This is a genomic window from Pseudomonas sp. PDM27 (assembly GCF_019219205.1).
Classification (GTDB): Bacteria; Pseudomonadota; Gammaproteobacteria; order Pseudomonadales; family Pseudomonadaceae; genus Aquipseudomonas; species Aquipseudomonas laurylsulfatiphila.
Genome location: NZ_JAHUWF010000003.1, coordinates 23,755 through 41,530, shown reverse-complemented (window position 1 = coordinate 41,530; position 17,776 = coordinate 23,755). Strand labels below are relative to the sequence as shown.

Annotated in this window: 14 protein-coding genes; 9 read left to right on the top strand and 5 right to left on the bottom strand. The window is 61.2% G+C overall.

Features of this window, described 5'->3' with window-relative positions; all coding sequences use genetic code 11:
• Window positions 1–111 precede the first annotated feature (111 nt).
• Genes rsmA through KW838_RS08020 form a run of 4 tightly spaced genes read right to left on the bottom strand, consistent with a single transcriptional unit; the run spans window position 112 to window position 6,020 of the window.
• Window positions 112–930 (bottom strand): 16S rRNA (adenine(1518)-N(6)/adenine(1519)-N(6))-dimethyltransferase RsmA, encoded by an 819-nt coding sequence (rsmA, locus tag KW838_RS08035; RefSeq protein WP_095964085.1) that lies wholly within the window; start codon window positions 928–930, stop codon window positions 112–114.
• Window positions 927–1,916 (bottom strand): 4-hydroxythreonine-4-phosphate dehydrogenase PdxA, encoded by a 990-nt coding sequence (pdxA, locus tag KW838_RS08030; protein WP_102700185.1) that lies wholly within the window; start codon window positions 1,914–1,916, stop codon window positions 927–929. Before pdxA ends, rsmA begins: the two co-directional genes overlap by 4 nt.
• Window positions 1,913–3,235 carry a peptidylprolyl isomerase SurA gene (gene surA, locus KW838_RS08025; RefSeq protein WP_173900815.1) on the bottom strand — a complete coding sequence of 441 codons (1,323 nt, stop codon included), beginning with the start codon at window positions 3,233–3,235 and terminating at the stop codon, window positions 1,913–1,915. The genes pdxA and surA overlap by 4 nt, the downstream gene beginning before the upstream one ends.
• The gene (locus KW838_RS08020; RefSeq protein WP_218500850.1) at window positions 3,210–6,020 is read right to left on the bottom strand and encodes an LPS-assembly protein LptD; all 2,811 of its coding nucleotides are present in this window, start codon (window positions 6,018–6,020) and stop codon (window positions 3,210–3,212) included. The genes surA and KW838_RS08020 overlap by 26 nt, the downstream gene beginning before the upstream one ends.
• 130 nt (window positions 6,021–6,150) lie before the next feature.
• Between KW838_RS08020 and KW838_RS08015 the strand changes: the two genes are divergently transcribed.
• From KW838_RS08015 to KW838_RS08005, 3 genes are read left to right on the top strand one after another with little or no spacing between them, the layout of a single operon-like run.
• Window positions 6,151–7,170, top strand: coding sequence for an aminoglycoside phosphotransferase family protein (locus tag KW838_RS08015; protein ID WP_116582246.1), 1,020 nt, complete (start codon window positions 6,151–6,153; stop codon window positions 7,168–7,170).
• Entirely contained in the window at window positions 7,167–7,838 is a 672-nt protein-coding gene (gene murU, locus KW838_RS08010) for an N-acetylmuramate alpha-1-phosphate uridylyltransferase MurU (protein ID WP_102700188.1), read from the top strand. The genes KW838_RS08015 and murU overlap by 4 nt, the downstream gene beginning before the upstream one ends.
• Window position 7,839: 1 nt before the next feature.
• Window positions 7,840–8,607: a TerB family tellurite resistance protein gene (locus KW838_RS08005; RefSeq protein ID WP_102700189.1), complete on the top strand. Its 768-nt coding sequence runs from the start codon at window positions 7,840–7,842 to the stop codon at window positions 8,605–8,607.
• A 137-nt stretch (window positions 8,608–8,744) separates the two neighbouring features.
• Here the strand turns inward: KW838_RS08005 and KW838_RS08000 are convergent, their stop codons facing one another.
• Window positions 8,745–9,734, bottom strand: coding sequence for an alpha/beta hydrolase family protein (locus tag KW838_RS08000; RefSeq protein WP_102700190.1), 990 nt, complete (start codon window positions 9,732–9,734; stop codon window positions 8,745–8,747).
• A gap of 73 nt (window positions 9,735–9,807) precedes the next feature.
• Here KW838_RS08000 and KW838_RS07995 point away from each other — a divergent pair, with 73 nt between their 5' ends.
• From KW838_RS07995 to KW838_RS07970, 6 genes are all read left to right on the top strand, one after another.
• A complete protein-coding gene (locus KW838_RS07995; RefSeq protein WP_218500849.1) occupies window positions 9,808–12,204 on the top strand; it encodes a PAS domain S-box protein in 2,397 nt (798 codons plus the stop codon).
• A gap of 92 nt (window positions 12,205–12,296) precedes the next feature.
• Complete coding sequence (locus KW838_RS07990) at window positions 12,297–12,950, top strand: response regulator transcription factor (protein ID WP_007993216.1); 654 nt, start codon at window positions 12,297–12,299, stop codon at window positions 12,948–12,950.
• Window positions 12,951–13,293: 343 nt separating this feature from the next.
• Window positions 13,294–14,418 carry an ABC transporter ATP-binding protein gene (locus KW838_RS07985; protein ID WP_095964077.1) on the top strand — a complete coding sequence of 375 codons (1,125 nt, stop codon included), beginning with the start codon at window positions 13,294–13,296 and terminating at the stop codon, window positions 14,416–14,418.
• Window positions 14,419–14,466: 48 nt separating this feature from the next.
• Complete coding sequence (locus tag KW838_RS07980) at window positions 14,467–15,510, top strand: ABC transporter substrate-binding protein (protein ID WP_102700192.1); 1,044 nt, start codon at window positions 14,467–14,469, stop codon at window positions 15,508–15,510.
• Window positions 15,511–15,691: 181 nt separating this feature from the next.
• The gene (locus KW838_RS07975; protein WP_007980201.1) at window positions 15,692–16,939 is read left to right on the top strand and encodes an ABC transporter permease; all 1,248 of its coding nucleotides are present in this window, start codon (window positions 15,692–15,694) and stop codon (window positions 16,937–16,939) included.
• Between the two features lie 12 nt (window positions 16,940–16,951).
• On the top strand, window positions 16,952–17,776 hold the full coding sequence (locus KW838_RS07970; protein ID WP_007980200.1) for an ABC transporter permease: 825 nt from the start codon (window positions 16,952–16,954) through the stop codon (window positions 17,774–17,776).

Here is a 17,776-nt window from a genome sequence, read left to right as displayed (position 1 = left end):
GGGGCCTTAAAAACGAAGCGGGACGCGGGGCGTAGCTGATGGAGTTCAGTCTAGGCCAAGTATCGGGTAGTAGACCAGAGTGGCGTCCTACCCGATAGCGCTCATCGCCTGTCAGTCAGTGGCAGGCTTTTGTGGCGCTTGCTCGCTGAGCTTGTCAGCCAGGCGCACGAAGGCGGCCAGGTCGAGCTGCTCGGGACGCAGGCTGCCATCGACGCCGGCGGCTTCGATCTCGGCATTGCTCAGCAGCAGTTTGAGGGTGTTGCGCAGGGTTTTGCGGCGCTGGTTGAACGCTTCGCGCACGACGCGCTCGAGCAGGCGGTGATCCTTGGCCGGGTGCGGCAGAACCGCGTGGGGCACCAGACGCACAATGGCCGAATCGACTTTCGGTGGCGGGTTGAACGCGCCCGGGCCAACGTTGAACAGGTGCTCGACCCGGCAATGGTACTGAACCATGATCGACAGGCGGCCCCAGTCACCACCACCCGGACCGGCAGCCAGGCGCTCGACCACTTCCTTTTGCAGCATGAAGTGCATGTCGCGGATCAGGTGCGAGTTGTGCAGCAAGTGAAAAATCAGCGGCGTGGAGATGTTGTATGGCAGGTTGCCGACCACTCGCAGGCTGCCTGGCGCGGCATTCAGGCTGTTGAAATCGAACTTCAGCGCATCGCCCTGATGCAGGTTGAAGTTGCTCTTGCCGGCAAACTGCTGGTTGAGGATCGGGATCAGGTCCTTGTCCAGTTCCACCACGTCGAGTTGCGCGCCGCTGCTGAGCAGGCCTTGGGTCAGTGCGCCCTGGCCCGGGCCGATTTCCAGCAGGCGGTCTTCTGCCTTGGCATGAATGGAGCGCAGGATGCGGTCGATAACGCCGGCATCGTGCAGGAAGTTCTGGCCAAAGCGTTTGCGCGCCTTGTGTTGGTAGTGCTCGGTCATAAACGGGTCTCGGCCATCTGGTAGGCGGTTTCCAGGGCGACTTGCAGGCTGCCGGTATCGATCTTGCCGCTGCCGGCCAGATCCAGGGCGGTGCCGTGGTCGACCGACGTACGGATGATCGGCAAGCCGAGGGTCACGTTGACTGCCGCGCCGAAGCCTTTGTACTTCAGTACCGGCAGGCCCTGGTCGTGGTACATCGCCAGCACTGCATCGCAGTGCTCCAGATATTTGGGGGTAAACAGAGTGTCGGCGGGCAGGGGACCGCGAAGGTCCATGCCCTCGCCGCGCAGGCGCTCTAATGTGGGTTCGATGATATCGATTTCTTCATGGCCCAGGTGTCCGCCTTCACCGGCATGCGGGTTGAGCCCGCAGACCAAGATGCGTGGCCGGGCGATGCCGAACTTGTTTTGCAGGTCGGCGTGCAGGATTCGCGTGACGCGTTCCAGGCGCTCCGACGTGATGGCATCGGCAATCTCGCGAAGGGGCAGGTGAGTGGTCACCAGGGCCACGCGCAAGCCACGAGTGGCCAGCATCATCACCACTTGCGCGGTGTGGGTCAGGTCGGCAAGGAATTCCGTGTGCCCGGAAAAGGCGATGCCGGATTCGTTGATGACGCCTTTGTGCACAGGCGCGGTAATCATGCCGGCAAAATCCCCGCTGAGGCAGCCTTGGCCGGCGCGGGTCAGGGTTTCCAGGACGAACGCAGCGTTGGCCTTGTCCAGCTGTCCAGCGATGACCTTGGCGTTGAGCGGTGTGTCCCAGACATACAGGCTGTTGGCTGGCGCGGGTGCATCCGGCCAGTTGTCCGGGGTGACCGGCAGCAAGTCGACCGCCACGCCCAGTTGCGCGGCCCGCTCGATGAGCAGGTCGCGGCTGGTAATGGCAATCAGGGGATGGGGCTGGGCTTGCGAGGCGAGCAGCAGGCACAGGTCGGGACCTATGCCGGCTGGTTCACCGGGTGTCAGCGCGAAACGTTGGGGTTTCACTGCGCTGCCTGGTCGGCGCCAGGGAGTTTGATTTCCACGTACGCTTCGTCACGGATCTGACGCAGCCAGGTTTGCAGCTCTTCGTCGTATTTGCGGTTACGCAAAACGGTCATGGCTTGCTGCTCGCGAGCCTGGCTGGTGCTGTCGGTGGCGCGACGGCCAAGGACTTCCAGGACATGCCAGCCGTATTGAGTCTGGAACGGCTTGGACAGCTGACCTTGCGGGGTCTTGGCCATCACTTCGCGGAACTCGGGCACCAGCGCGTTCGGGTCGATCCAGTTCAGGTCGCCGCCGTTGAGGGCGGAACCCGGGTCTTCCGAGTAGTTTTTCGCCAGCTCACCGAAGTCTTCGCCTGCCTCGATACGGCTGTAGAGCGACTCGGCCAGGGCCTTGGTTTTCGCTTCGTCGCGGATCGGGCTCGGCTTGACCAGGATGTGACGCACATGCACTTCGTCGCGCATCTGGGTCTCGCCGCCACGCTTGTCGAGGATCTTCAGGATGATGAAGCCGCCCGGCGTGCGCATTGGCTGGGTGACATCACCCACCGGCATGGTGCTCAGCAGGCGATCGAACGGCGGCGGCAATTGAGCGGCTTTACGCCAGCCCATGTCACCACCTTCCAGAGCGGTTTCGCTGGCGGATTTGGCGATTGCCAACTGACTGAAGTCAGCGCCTTGCTTGAGCTGCTGGTAAATCGCATCGGCCTGTTTGGCGGCACTCTGAATCGCTTCGGAGTTGGCGCTTTCCGGTGTAGGAATCAGGATGTTGGCCAGGTGGAACTCTTCGGACAGCTGCATTTTGCCCAGGTCAGACGCCAGGAAGTTCTTCACTTCCTGCTCGGAGACCTGAATGCGTTCGGCGACCCGACGCTGGCGCACGCGGCTGATGACCATTTCGCGGCGAATCTGCTCACGTGCGTCTTCATAGGACAGACCGTCGCGAGTCAGGGCAGCGCGGAACTGCTCGATCGACATGTTGTTGCGCTGGGCAATGGTGCCGACGGCCTGGTTCAACTCTTCATCGGTAATGCGGATGCCGGAACGCTCGCCGATCTGCAATTGCAGGTTTTCGACGATCAGGCGTTCAAGTACCTGCTGCTCCAGCACGCTGGCCGGCGGTACGGCAGAACCACGCTTGGCAATGGTTTGCTGAACTTCATGGACGCGTCGGTCCAGTTGGCTCTGCATGACCACGTCGTTGTCGACGATGGCCACCACTTTATCGATGGACTGCACGGCGGCACTGGCCGCCGTACTCAGGAACAGCGCGCCCAGCATCAGCGGGCGCAGACAATCAGAAAGCTTGGTCTTCACGTTCACGATAACCTTGAATGCCTTTGTCGAGGAAGCTCTCTGCCTTGGCGCCGGTGAGGCCGCCGAGTCCCTTCAGAACAATTTGGAGGAAGACGCCATGGTCGCCTTTTTCGTTTTCCGGTGCCTGCTGGCTGAACTCGTCGTAATCAACGAAGTAACGGTTGATCAGGCGCAGTTTCCAGCAGCAGCTGTCGTACTCGAAACCACCGAAGGCTTCCAGGGTACGGTTGCGGTTGTAGTCATACTGCCAGCGGCTGATAGCGCTCCATTGCGGCACGATCGGCCAGATCACCGAGAAGTCGTGCTGTTCGATCTTGTAGTAATCCTTCACGTAGCCAGGCTGCCCAGGGGTGCCGTAGTCGCCGCCGAACTGCCATTGACCGGTGTTCTGGTTGTAGATCACCTGGTCGTTACGATAGCGATAGCCGAGGTTGACGATCTTGTTCGGGTTGTCTTCAGGCTGGTAGTGGAACATCGCGCTGCCCGAGCGAGGGCTGTGGCTGTCCGGGTCCCAGTTGTAGTCGGCCGTGGTACGCCAGTCGCGGTTCCAGCGATATTCGTATTCCAGTGCGTACGGCGAAACGCTGGCTTGGGCATCGGCGCGGAGTTTTGGATCGACCCCCGGCAACTGGACTTCGCGGTCCTTGAAGTACAGGGCCTGGCCGACACTGATCCGTTGACGTTCGAAGCCGTTGTCTTCGATCCAGCGGCTGGTCACGCCCAGGGACAGTTTGTTCTCGTCGCCGACACGGTCGGAGCCGGAGAAGCGGTTGTCACGGAACAGCGACGCATAGTTGAAGGTGTATTCGCTGGTGTCGAATACCGGGATGTCTTCCTGATCGACCTCAGGCACGTACAGGTAGAACAGGCGCGGCTCTAGAGTCTGGCGGTAGTTCTTGCCGAAATACTGGGTATTGCGATCGAAGTACAGGCCGCTGTCGATGCTGGCGATCGGCACGCCGCGGTTCTGGTTGCTGTCGAACTGACCGTTGAAATTTTTAGTCCCGTTGAGAGCTGCGTTTTGATTTTGAGCCGCGATCTGACTTTTGCCCAGACCGTCCAGATCCAGTTGGTACTGGGTGTACTGGTACTTGAGCTTCGGTGTCAGGAAGCCGTAAGTCGTGTTCATCGGCAGGCTCATGGCGGGCGCAAGATTCAGGCGGTCACCATTGGCGCGAGCCAGGCCTTGAACGTTGTTATCGATACGGGGTTCACCTAAGCCATCTTCGTCAAAGTAGGTCCCGCTCTGCAGATCCCGGTCAAACCGCACGAGCTCGGTGTTGTACGTGAAGTCCAGGCCTTCCGGATGGTAAGGCAGCATACCGTCGAGGGTGAGCTGCGGCAGGCGGTCGTACGGGGTAATGTTCGCTACGCTCGCCAGTTCGTATGCCTGGGCGTTCGCGCGAGCGGTATAGCCCTCGCCGCGATAGGTCACGGAACCCTGCTGGTTCACGTAGTCGTTGCTTTTTATGCCAATCTGGTCGGTCTGCAGATCCTGGAAGTAATACGGATCGCTGATCTTGGTGTAGTCGACTTGCGTGAGTACTCGCGAGTCGAGGCCACCCTTGTGCTGCCAGTTGTACATGTAGCGGGTTTTTTCGGAGTCTGACTGCTTGTCGCGCTCGTTGCTTTCGTCGTTGAGGTACGCCGCACCGAACTGGCCTTCGCTGGACTTGGTCAGGTAGCGGAACTCGCCTTCCATCAACAAGCCGTGCTTTTCCATGTAGCGCGGGTACAACGTGGCATCGTAGTTCGGCGCCAGGTTGAAGTAGTACGGGGTGACCAGCATGAAGCCGGTATCGCTGCCGGTGCCGATGGTCGGCGGCAGGAAGCCGGACTGGCGGCGGTCGTCGATCGGGAAATAGATGTACGGCGTGTACAGGACCGGAATGTCCTTGACCCGCAGCGTCACGTTGGTCGCCGTACCGAAACCGGTGGCCGGGTTCAGGGTGATGTTGTTGCCCTTGAGTTGCCAGGCGTTGCTGTTCGGTTCGCACGTGGTGTACGTACCGTCCTTGAGGCGGATGATCGCGTTCTCGGCACGTTTGGCGTACAGCGCATTACCGCGGATGCGTGATTTGTGCATCACGTATTCGGCGTTGTCGACCTTGGCTTCACCGGTGTCGAGCTGCACGTCGGCATGGTCGCCGACGATCAGGGCGCCGTTGTCGCGAATGCGCACGTTGCCATTCAGTTCGCCACGGCTCTCGGCCTGGTACAGGTTGGCTTCGTCGGCTTCGACCTGCATGCTGCCCTGGCGCATGACGACGTCGCCGGCCAGGGTCGCGACCTGCTCATCCTGCTTATAGCGGGAGGCTTTTGCGCCGATAAAGGTAGGCGCGTCACTTTTATCCGTCTTGTCATTCATGCCAGGACGAATCGGTTCGATATAGGAACCAGAGCAATAAGGACCGGTTTCGGCCAATTGTGCGGCGGTGAGCTGCTCGCGGGGAACCCAGTCGAGGTGACTGTAGTCTTCGCTACGCGACTTCAGGCCACGGCCTTTGGATTCGGTGACCAGCACCGGCTTGGCGCCAGTGTCTTCACTGGAACCGTTCTCGGCCGGGGCTTCGCCGGTGGCGGAAACTGCGCTGCCGTCATGGACGGGACGCGGTGGCAATGCAGCCGCCGGCGTCTTTGGTGCGCAGTCCCAGGAACCCGAAGCAGAGACTGTGCAGTCAAACTGTTCCGCGGCGACCACGTAGGAAGTGGCAAGGGGTTGCAGCGCCAGCAAACTGCCGGTAACCAACAACGGAAATTTTTTACGAAACGCGGGGGATTTCAATGCCATCTTATTAGTCCGGGCTTCCTGCGTGCCATCTGCCCGCGGTGTGGGCCGCACGCCTCTCGATGGTCTGAAAAAGATGCTGGATAATAAAGCATGACCCGCTTGACGGCTAGCGCCGTCGGAGACCCTTGCAATGCCTGATCAAGATGTACGCTTGCAACACCTGAAAGTTTGGCTCGATGAACAATTGGCGACCCTGTTTGCCGAGCAGGGCTGGGGCGTCGTACCCCCGGCCACGTTGACCGCGGCCAGCAGCGACGCGAGTTTCCGGCGGTATTTCCGCTGGGAAGGCGATGGCAGAAGTTTCATCGTGATGGACGCGCCACCGCCCCAGGAGAACTGCAAACCCTTCGTGGATATCGCCTTTTTGCTGGCGAAATCCGGAATAAATGTGCCGAAAATTTATGCCGAAGACCTGGAACGCGGGTTTCTTTTGCTCAATGACCTGGGCAACAAGACCTATCTGGACGTCATCGACAGCGAAAACGCCGACGATTTGTTCAAGGATGCTCTGCAGGCGTTGCTGGCTTTCCAGCAGTTGCCGATGGTCGCGCCGCTGCCGAGCTATGACGTGGCATTACTGCGTCGCGAACTGGAACTGTTCCCCGAGTGGTACGTGAAGCGCGAATTGGGCATCGAATTCGACGCGGCGCAGCAAGTGCTCTGGCAGCAGGTCAGCGATCTGTTGATCGACAGCGCCCTGGCACAGCCAAAAGTCCTGGTGCATCGCGACTACATGCCGCGCAACCTGATGCTCAGCGAGCCCAACCCCGGCGTGCTGGATTTCCAGGATGCGGTATATGGCCCGGTGACCTACGACGTGACCTGCCTGTTCAAGGACGCCTTCCTCAGTTGGCCCGAAGAGCGCGTACACGGCTGGCTGGAAAGCTACTGGCAGCAGGCGGGGGCCCTCGGAATTCCGGTTCAGCCCGAGTTCGAGGACTTTCTGCGTGCCAGCGACTTGATGGGCGTGCAACGTCACCTGAAAGTCATCGGTATTTTCGCGCGCATCTGCCATCGCGACGGCAAACCGCGTTATCTGGGCGATGTTCCGCGCTTCTTTGCCTATATAGATGCCGTGATCGCTCGCCGCCCCGAACTGGCCGAGCTGGATGTGCTGCTGGCCAGTCTGCGTGCCGGAGTGAAAGCATGAAGGCAATGATTCTGGCCGCGGGCAAAGGCGAGCGCATGCGTCCGCTGACCCTGACCACGCCAAAACCGCTGGTGCGTGCCGGCGGCGTGCCGCTGATCGAGTATCACCTGCGGGCGCTGGCTGCCGCCGGGTTCACCGACATCGTGATCAATCACGCCTGGCTCGGTCAGCAGATCGAAGACTATCTGGGCGATGGTTCGCGTTATGGCGTGAGCATCCAGTACTCGGCGGAGGGTGAACCCCTGGAAACCGGCGGCGGGATTTTCCGCGCCTTGCCGTTGTTGGGGGATGAAGCCTTTGTGGTGGTCAACGGCGACATCTGGACCGATTACGACTTCAGTGTGCTGCACCAACCCATCAACGGTCTGGCGCATCTGGTGCTGGCCAGCAACCCGCCGCATCATCCGGCCGGGGACTTCAGCCTGGTCGGAAACCAGGTGCACGACGGTCAACCGCAGGCTACCACCCTGACGTACAGCGGCATCGCCGTGTTGCATCCGCAGTTGTTCGACGGTTGCACCGCCGGGGCCTTCAAGCTCGCGCCGCTGTTGCGCAAAGCCATGGCTGACGGGCTGGTGACCGGCGAGCAGTTGAGGGGACACTGGGTCGATGTCGGCACTCACGAACGTCTGGCCGAAGTTGAAACATTAATAGAAGCGAGCCGCTGACATGCTGTGGCCAGGGACTCTGATCGGAGCCGGAGCAGGCTTTGCCATAGCCAGTATTCCGGGGGCCATGCTCGGCGCGTTGTTGGGGCAGGCGCTGGATCGGCGCTTGCACCTGCAGAGCTGGGGGCATTTGCGGGAAAAACTGGGCGGCCGCCCGGTGCTGCGCAACGATGAATTGCTGTTTGTCCTGCTGGGACGCCTGGCCAAGTGCGACGGCCAAGTGATGGCCGGGCACATCGAACAGGCCCGGGCGGAAATGCGTTCGCTGGACATGTCCGAGCCGGCTCAGCGCCGTGCAATTGCCGCGTTCAACCGTGGCAAGTCGGGCCGCGACCGGCTACGCGGTTATCTGCGTCGCCTGAGTGCCCAGCCCCACGCGGCGGAAGGCGTGTTACGCGCCTGCTGGCGAATGGTCTGGGCCGATGGTCGTGCCGGCAGCGGTGAGCGTGAGTTGATCCGCCAGTGGGGGCAGTGGCTGGGCTGGACGCCGCACCAGGTGCAGGCGTTGGCCCACGATTATGAGCCGCAGAAACGGCCATTGGGCAACAGCGTGCCAAGCTATCAGGACGCCTTGAAGCTGTTGGGAGTGACGGCCACCACTGAACCGGCGCAGATCAAGCGTGCCTACCGGCGCCTGCTCAGTCGCCATCATCCGGACAAGATCGCCGGCAGTGGCGCAACGGCGACGCAGGTGCGTGAGGCCACCGAGCGAACGCGTGAACTGCATAGTGCCTATACGCTGATTCGGGAGCGGCGGGACTTTCGCTAGGCCGGAAAACTTGCGTCGCCAGTGATACCGCTATCGCGAGCAAGCTAGCTCCCACAGGTTTGATGTCGTCCGCCATTTCGTGATCGACATAAAACCTGTGGGAGCGGGCTTGCTCGCGAATGAAGCGCCTCGGTCTGTCAGTCCGCCGGGTTCTGTGGATTCAACCAACCCCGCACCCGCCGGAACAATTGCTCCTGTTCGGCCTTGCTATCGGGCAGGGCCTTGAGCGCGACCTGACTGAACGTCGAGGACTTCAAGCGTTTGCTGGCCTGCAGGCGTTCCAGCGCGGCGTTGCGGTCCAGCGCTTTGTCCTTGTAGTAAATATCGGCGGTCGGCAGCTTCAGGGACGGGGTCAGTTCCGCCAACTCGGGCTTCTCTGCCACTGGTGTGCGAGTGGCGACCATGACCAGTTTCTCGACTTGCGATGGTTGCTTCTCGCTCAGGTAGCGCGCCGCCCAATAGGCACCCGTGCCATGCCCCAGCACCACGATGCTGCGGGCGCTTTGTTGTTCGGCAAACGCGATCGCGGCGTCGATCCGGGCGAAGATGCGCTCGGCATCTGCTTTGGATTGTTCTTCGGTGGTTTCGGCGATGGCCTTGTCGGCCACATCGGCCTCGCCACCGGCCACCTGTTCGATCGGGGCTGCGGTGGTCGAGTCCTTGCTGCCGGCTTCGGGGGCTTTGGGAGCCGGCGTTGCCTCCACGATTCGTGGCGCAATGGCATCGCTTTGCAGGTCCGGCAAGGTGATACTCAGGCTGCTCCACTCGGCGTCCGGCAATTTGCGCCGCAACGGACCGACCGCTTGCGGCCAGTCAACGGTTTCGCCGGCGCCCGGGATGATAATCACCGCGCCTTTGGGTTCGGCGGTATTGGCCGGTTTCCACAATGCCAGAAAAGTCTCGGTGCCCGCTTGCAGTTGTTGCTGTTCCTGAGCCGGGATTTTTCGCTCGAGTGCAGTCGCTTCTTCCTGACTACGCTCAGGCAGCGGCTGACGTTCGAGTGGTTTTTCTTCGGCGGCCTTTTCTGCTGCGACAGGCGCCGGTTCGGCCGCCTCGACGGAAAAAACGCAAGGCAGGATCAGCGACAGGCACAATGCTGGCAGTGCCAGGCGGTAGACAGGGGGCATCGGATATTCCAGGCCAGAAGTTGTTCCGGCAGCCTAATGGGTTGGTCAGTATTTGTCAGTGTGTGAGAGTTCAATGATGCGTTTTCGCTGCCTGTGGGTTATCGGCTGTTTGTGGTTTCCCTTGATGGGTTGGGCGGCAGTCGTGCCCCCGGCGCACGTTGCCCAACTGACCCCGAAGCAACAGCATTGGCTGACGCAGCAGGGCGAGTTACGGGTCGGACTGGTGTTGCAGGCACCCTATGCGCAATACGATCGCCGCTTGCAGCGCCTGTCCGGGGTGAATGTCGACTTGATGAAGCGGCTGGCAAAGACCCTCGACGTCGAGCTGAGCTGGCGCAACTTTTCCGACCTTGAACAACTGGAAGCTGCCGCACGCGAAGGCGAAATCGACATCGCCCCGGGACTGACCCAGACACCTGGCGGGCTGCGCCTCTGGCAATTCTCCGACCCCTACATGCGGGTGCCGCAACTGGTGGTCAGCGACCAGAAAAGCGCCGGGGCAATCGAACTGGAAAAGCTCGACAGCCAGACCCGCGTCGCCGTGCGCATGCCCAGCGCCATCGCCGATTACCTGCACAGCAACTATCCGCACCTGAATCTGCAGGGCGTGCCGATGGAGCGCCAGGCATTGCAGTTACTGACGGGCCAGCAGGCGGCTTATGCGGTGGTCGATGAAGCGCAATTGGGGCGCCTGTCCGTCGAACCGGAGTTTGCCGGGTTGGTGGTGGTCGGGGATGTCGGCCTGCCGCAGCTGTTGCGGGTAGCCACGCGTCGCGACAAACCGGAACTGGCAGGTATCGTCGAAAGCGCATTGCGGGCGATTCCGGCCAAGGATCTGGAGCAACTGCACAATCAATGGCTGCAACCCAAATATCCACGTCTCACCGAGTCGCGGGGGTTCTGGCAAAACCTCTGCCTGTTGCTGGCCGTGCTGGCGTTGAGTTGCGTGGCTATCGTGTTCTGGCAGCGTCGCCAGCAGCACAACCTGGAACAACGCCTGATGGCTGCACAGGAAGATATTGCCTTGCGTGCCGCCAGCGAAGAGGCGCTGCGGCTGACCCAGTTTTCCATCGATCAAAGCACCGTCGGCATCCTCTGGGTCAACTGGGACAGCCACGTGCGCTACGCCAATCGTGCGGCGGAAAACATGCTCGGCTATCCATCCGGCGCGCTCATCGATCGGCCCTTGATCGATTTCGAACCCGGCCTGCACATGGATCGTTGGCTCAATCTGTGGAAGCGCGCCCGGGCCAGTGAAGAGGGCCCGCAAAGCTTCGAAACCAACTGCGTGCGCGCCGACGGCAGCATCCTGCCGGCCGATGTTTCGTTGAGCTTTCTACGTTTTCGCGATGGCGAATACCTGGTGGTTTACCTCAACGACGTCACCGAGCGGCGCCGCGCCCTGGCCGCCTTGCAGGAAAGCGAGGCGCGACTGCAGGGCATCGCCGCCAACGTTCCGGGGCTGGTTTTCCGCCTGGAGCGGGCACCGGTGACTGGCCAGATCGACTTTGCCTACATCAGCGAAGGCAGCGAAAGCCTGGTGGGTTATTCACCGGCCACGCTGGCGCATCGCGACAAAGGCCTGCGCAGCCTGGTGCATCCGGATGACAAGGCGAGTTATCACCAGACCCAGGACCATGCGCTGGATACCGACAGCGACTGGTCGTGGCAAGGGCGAATCCTCACGCGTCAGGGCGAGCAGCGCTGGGCGGAAATCAAGGCCATCACCCGCCGGCTGGAGGACGGCGCCTATGTCTGGGACGGCATCGTCTGGGACATCAGCGAGAGCAAGCGCATCGAGCTTGAACTCGCCAGCTCCCGGGAACAACTGCGTGAGTTGTCCGCGCACCTGGAGAGCGTGCGCGAAGAAGAAAAAGCGCGCATTGCCCGGGAAGTTCACGATGAACTGGGGCAGATGCTGACCGTGCTCAAGCTGGAAACGTCCATGTGCGAACTGGCTTACGCGCAACTTGATCCGGGCCTCAACGAGCGCCTGGGCAGCATGAAGCGCCTGATCGCCCAGCTCTTCCAGTTGGTTCGCGACGTGGCGACTGCCTTGCGCCCGCCGATTCTCGATGCCGGCATTGCCTCGGCCATCGAATGGCAGGCCCGGCGATTCGAGGCGCGTACGCAGATTCCGTGTCTGGTGCAGGTGCCGGACAATCTGCCGGTGCTCAGCGATGCCAAGGCCATCGGCCTGTTCCGGATCCTTCAGGAAGCACTGACCAATGTCATGCGCCATGCCCAGGCGCATACTGTTGAACTGACACTGGCGCTGGAAGGCGACGAGTTGTGTCTGACGGTCGCCGATGATGGCGTAGGATTTGTTGCTGCGCCTGGCAGGCCAACGTCCTTCGGGATCGTCGGAATGCGTGAGCGGGTGTTGATCATGGGGGGGGAGTTATCCCTTGAGAGTGAGCCGGGTGAGGGTACGACGCTGAGTGTGCGAGTGCCGCTGGACGAAGCCTGAAGAATTTTTGGTATCTGTGCTGACGCTTTCGCGAGCAGGCTCGCTCCCACAGGGGAAACGCATTCCAAATGTGGGAGCGGGCTTGCTCGCGAATGATCTTGAATCTGGAGAAGAACGTGATCCGTGTACTGGTAGCCGAAGACCACACCATTGTCCGCGAAGGCATCAAGCAGCTGATTGGCCTGGCCAAGGACTTGCTGGTGGTGGGGGAGGCGAGCAATGGCGAGCAGTTGCTCGACACCTTGCGTCATGTGCCCTGCGAAGTGGTGTTGCTGGACATTTCCATGCCGGGCGTCAATGGCCTGGAAGCGATTCCGCGGATTCGCGCCCTGAACAATCCGCCGGCGATCCTGGTGTTGTCGATGCACGACGAAGCGCAAATGGCCGCCCGGGCGCTGAAGGTCGGGGCCGCCGGTTATGCAACCAAGGACAGCGATCCGGCACTGTTGCTGACCGCCATTCGCAAAGTGGCGTCAGGCGGGCGTTATATCGACCCGGAACTGGCTGATCGCATGGTCTTCGAAGTCGGCCTGACCGACTCGAGGCCATTGCATTCGTTGCTCTCCGAGCGCGAGTTTTCCGTGTTCGAACGCCTGGCCCAGGGCGCCAACGTCAACGACATTGCCCAGCAACTGGCACTGAGCAGCAAGACCATCAGCACCCACAAGGCGCGGTTGATGCAGAAGCTCAACATCACCTCGCTAGCGGAACTGGTGAAGTACGCGATGGAGCACAAGCTGCTCTAAACACTACCGCCTTACCTTGTGGGAGCGAGCCTGCTCGCGAAAGCGTCTGATCAATCTATATTCATGTCGACTGACACACCGCCTTCGCGAGCAGGCTCGCTCCCACAGGTGTCGTGGTGGCATGTCCATTTGCGACACGCTTGGCAGCGCTTTTGCCTTTGCTGGCGGCCTGCAGCTGACCGCCGGTCACTGCGTTTGCCAAAACGCGCCATCCTTGTAGGGCAATCCCTACCCCCAACCTTCCATCCGGCTGAGGCGAATCTCTCTTGCCCCCCGATTTGCGTGGTCCCCAGCGTCCACTAGGCTTAACCCCACAGCAGTCATCAATAACAAAGGTGTGGGTATGAGCCAGGTCGATTCAAGCGCAGGGGCCAATGATGTTCTGGTCAGCTTTCGTGGAGTGCAGAAGAGCTACGACGGCGAGAACCTGATCGTCAAAGACCTCAACCTGGACATTCGCAAAGGCGAATTCCTCACGTTGCTCGGGCCGTCCGGCTCCGGCAAGACCACCAGCCTGATGATGCTCGCCGGCTTCGAAACGCCGACCGCGGGCGAAATTCTGTTGGCCGGACGCGCCATCAACAACGTGCCGCCGCACAAGCGCGACATCGGCATGGTGTTTCAGAACTACGCCTTATTCCCGCACATGACGGTGGCCGAGAACCTGGCGTTCCCGCTGACCGTGCGCGGCATGAACAAGAGCGATGTCAGTGCCCGGGTCAAGCGCGTGCTGAGCATGGTCCAGCTCGACAGCTTCGCCCAGCGTTACCCGGCGCAGCTCTCCGGTGGTCAGCAACAGCGTGTGGCATTGGCCCGGGCACTGGTGTTCGAGCCGCAACTGGTGCTGATGGACGAACCCCTCGGTGCACTCGACAAACAACTGCGTGAACACATGCAGATGGAAATCAAGCACCTGCACCAGCGCCTGGGCGTCACCGTGGTCTACGTGACCCACGATCAGGGCGAAGCCCTGACCATGTCCGACCGTGTGGCGGTGTTCCATCAGGGCGAAATCCAGCAGATCGCGCCGCCGCGCACCCTCTACGAAGAGCCGAAAAACACCTTCGTCGCCAACTTCATCGGCGAGAACAACCGTCTCAATGGCCGCCTGCACAGCCAGACCGGCGACCGTTGCATTGTGGAACTCGGGCGCGGCGAGAAGGTGGAAGCCCTGGCGGTCAACGTTGGCCAGACCGGCGAGCCGGTGACCCTGTCCATTCGTCCGGAGCGAGTGAGCCTCAACGGCTCCAGCGACCAATGCGTCAACCGCTTCTCCGGGCGGGTCGAGGAATTCATCTATCTGGGCGACCACGTCCGGGTGCGCATGGAAGTCTGCGGCAAGACCGACTTCTTCGTGAAACAACCGATTGCCGAGCTTGATCCTTCGCTCGCCGTCGGCGACGTGGTACCGCTTGGCTGGCAGGTCGAGCACGTTCGTGCACTCGATCCCCTTCTAGAGGCGAACTGATCGCCCCGGCAATACCAACACCAACCCTGCACGTGGAGAGAACAATAAATGTTGAGATCCCTGAAATTCACCGCTTTGGCACTGGGCATGATGGGCGCGGCACACGCAATGGCGGCCGGCCCTGACCTGACCGTGGTGTCCTTTGGCGGGGCGAACAAGGCGGCTCAGGTCAAAGCCTTCTACGCACCGTGGGAAGCGGCAGGCAACGGCAAGATCGTGGCCGGCGAGTACAACGGCGAAATGGCCAAGGTCAAGGCCATGGTCGACACCAAGAGCGTGTCCTGGGATCTGGTAGAGGTTGAGTCGCCGGAACTGTCCCGTGGTTGCGACGAAGACATGTTCGAACAGCTTGATCCGAAGTTGTTCGGCAAGACCGAAGACTACGTCAAGGGCGCCATCCAGCCGTGCGGCGTGGGTTTCTTCGTGTGGTCGACCGTGCTGGCCTACAACGCCGACAAGCTGAAAACCGCACCGACCAGTTGGGTGGACTTCTGGGACACCAAGCAGTTCCCGGGCAAGCGTGGCCTGCGTAAAGGCGCCAAGTACACCCTGGAATTCGCACTGATGGCCGACGGCGTTGCGCCGAAGGACGTCTACAAAGTGCTGGCCGGCAAAGACGGTCAGGACCGCGCGTTCAAGAAGCTCGATGAACTCAAGCCGAACATCCAGTGGTGGGAAGCCGGTGCACAACCGCCGCAATACCTTGCTTCCGGTGACGTGGTCATGAGTTCGGCCTACAACGGCCGGATCGCTGCCGTGCAGAAAGAAAGCAACCTGAAAGTCGTGTGGAACGGTGGCATCTACGACTTCGACGCATGGGCCATTCCAAAAGGTCTCGATGCCAAGCGCGCTGAAGCGGCGAAGAAGTTCATCGCCTTCTCGGTAATGCCACAGCAGCAGAAGACTTACTCGGAAAACATCGCCTACGGCCCGGCCAACACCCAAGCCGTACCCTTGCTGGCCAAGGATGTCCTGAAAGACATGCCGACCACCCCGGAAAACATCGCCAACCAGGTGCAGATCGACGTCAGCTTCTGGGCTGACAACGGCGAGCAACTGGAACAGCGCTTCAATTCCTGGGCGGCCAAGTAAGACCGCACCGCGGGCTTACGCTGTAGGAGCGAGCTTGCTCGCGAAAGCGGTGGGTCAATCAACATAGATGTTGAATGTGATGGCCTCATCGCGAGCAAGCTCGCTCCCACAGGTTGCGGTGTTTCAACACAACAGAGGTGGTTCTCCGCCTCTGTACGATCAAAGATTCCCGGAGTACGTCATGGCTATCGCCGTTCCCCTGAACGAGGGCACCAGCCCCACCTTGAAGCAGCGGCTCAAGCACGCCGAGCGGGTCAACCGCTGGAAGGCCCAGGCGTTGATCGCGCCGCTGGTGCTGTTTCTGTTGCTGGTGTTCCTGGTGCCAATCGTGGCGCTGCTCTACAAAAGCGTTGGCAACCCGGAAGTGGTCGGCGGCATGCCGCGCACCGTGACCGCCATCGCCAGCTGGGACGGCCGCGGCCTGCCCGCTGAACCGGTTTACAAAGCGGCGGCCGAAGACCTCGCCGAAGCCCGCAAGAATCAGACACTGGGCGATCTGTCCAAGCGCCTGAACATGGAGCTGGCCGGCTACCGCAGCCTGCTGACCAAAACTGCCCGCGCCTTGCCGCTCGCCACCGAGCCGGCCTCTTATAAAGAAGCGCTGGAAGGTCTCGATGAGCGCTGGGGTGACCCGGCCTACTGGCAAGCGGTGCGCCGCAACACCAGCAGCATCACCCCGTATTACCTGCTGGCAGCTGTCGATCATCGCATCGACGACCTCGGCGAAATCGCCCCGGCCACCCCGGATCAGGCGATCTACCTCGACATCTTCGCCCGCACCTTCTGGATGGGCCTGATCATCACCGTGATCTGCCTGGTGCTGGCGTATCCACTGGCTTACCTGCTGGCCAATCTGCCGTCGCGCCAGAGCAATCTGCTGATGATCCTGGTGCTGTTGCCGTTCTGGACCTCGATCCTGGTGCGGGTCGCGGCGTGGATCGTGTTGCTGCAGTCGGGCGGCCTGATCAACAGCGGCCTGATGGCCATGGGCATCATCGACAAGCCGATCGAACTGGTGTTCAACCGCGTCGGTGTCTACATCTCGATGGTGCACATCCTGCTGCCGTTCATGATCCTGCCGATCTACAGCGTGATGAAAGGCATCTCGCCGACTTACATGCGCGCCGCGATTTCCCTCGGCTGCCATCCGTTCGCCAGTTTCTGGCGGGTGTACTTCCCGCAGACCTATGCCGGCGTCGGTGCCGGTTGCCTGTTGGTGTTCATCCTCGCCATCGGCTACTACATCACCCCGGCATTGCTGGGCAGCCCGAACGATCAGATGGTCAGCTACTTCGTCGCCTTCTACACCAACACCAGCATCAACTGGGGCATGGCGACCGCACTCGGTGGGCTGCTGTTGCTCGCAACGGTCGTGCTTTATCTGATTTACAGCTGGCTGGTGGGCGCGAGCCGCCTGCGCCTGAGCTAAGGGGAGAACGAAATGCTGAGTCCTTACATGTCGCCCATCGAACGGGTGTGGTTCTACAGCTTGCGGATTCTCTGCGGCTTGATTCTGTTGTTCCTGATCCTGCCGGTACTGGTGATCATTCCGCTGTCGTTCAACTCCGGCAGTTTCCTGGTGTACCCGCTGCAAGGTTTCTCGCTGCAGTGGTACCACGATTTCTTCGCCTCGGCGGAGTGGATGCGCGCCCTGAAGAACAGCATCATCGTCGCCCCGGCGGCCACGGTGCTGGCCATGGTCTTCGGTACATTGGCGGCCATCGGCCTGACCCGCGGCGACTTCCCCGGCAAGGCGCTGGTGATGGCGCTGGTGATTTCGCCGATGGTGGTGCCGGTGGTGATCATCGGTGTGGCCAGTTACCTGTTCTTCGCTCCGCTGGGGCTGGGTAACAGCTTCTTCTCGCTGATCGTGGTGCATGCGGTGTTGGGTGTGCCGTTTGTGATCATCACCGTGTCGGCGACCTTGCAGGGGTTCAACCACAATCTGGTGCGGGCTGCAGCGAGCCTGGGCGCTTCGCCGCTGACCACGTTCCGCCGGGTGACCTTGCCGCTGATCGCGCCGGGCGTGATCTCGGGGGCGCTGTTCGCCTTCGCGACGTCGTTCGATGAGGTGGTGGTGACGCTGTTCCTCGCCGGCCCTGAACAAGCGACCCTGCCACGGCAGATGTTCAGCGGCATCCGCGAAAACCTCAGCCCGACCATCGCCGCCGCCGCGACGCTGCTGATTGCCTTCTCGGTGATCCTGTTGCTGACCCTGGAATGGCTGCGTGGGCGTAGCGAGAAACTGCGTACTGCGCAGGTCTGA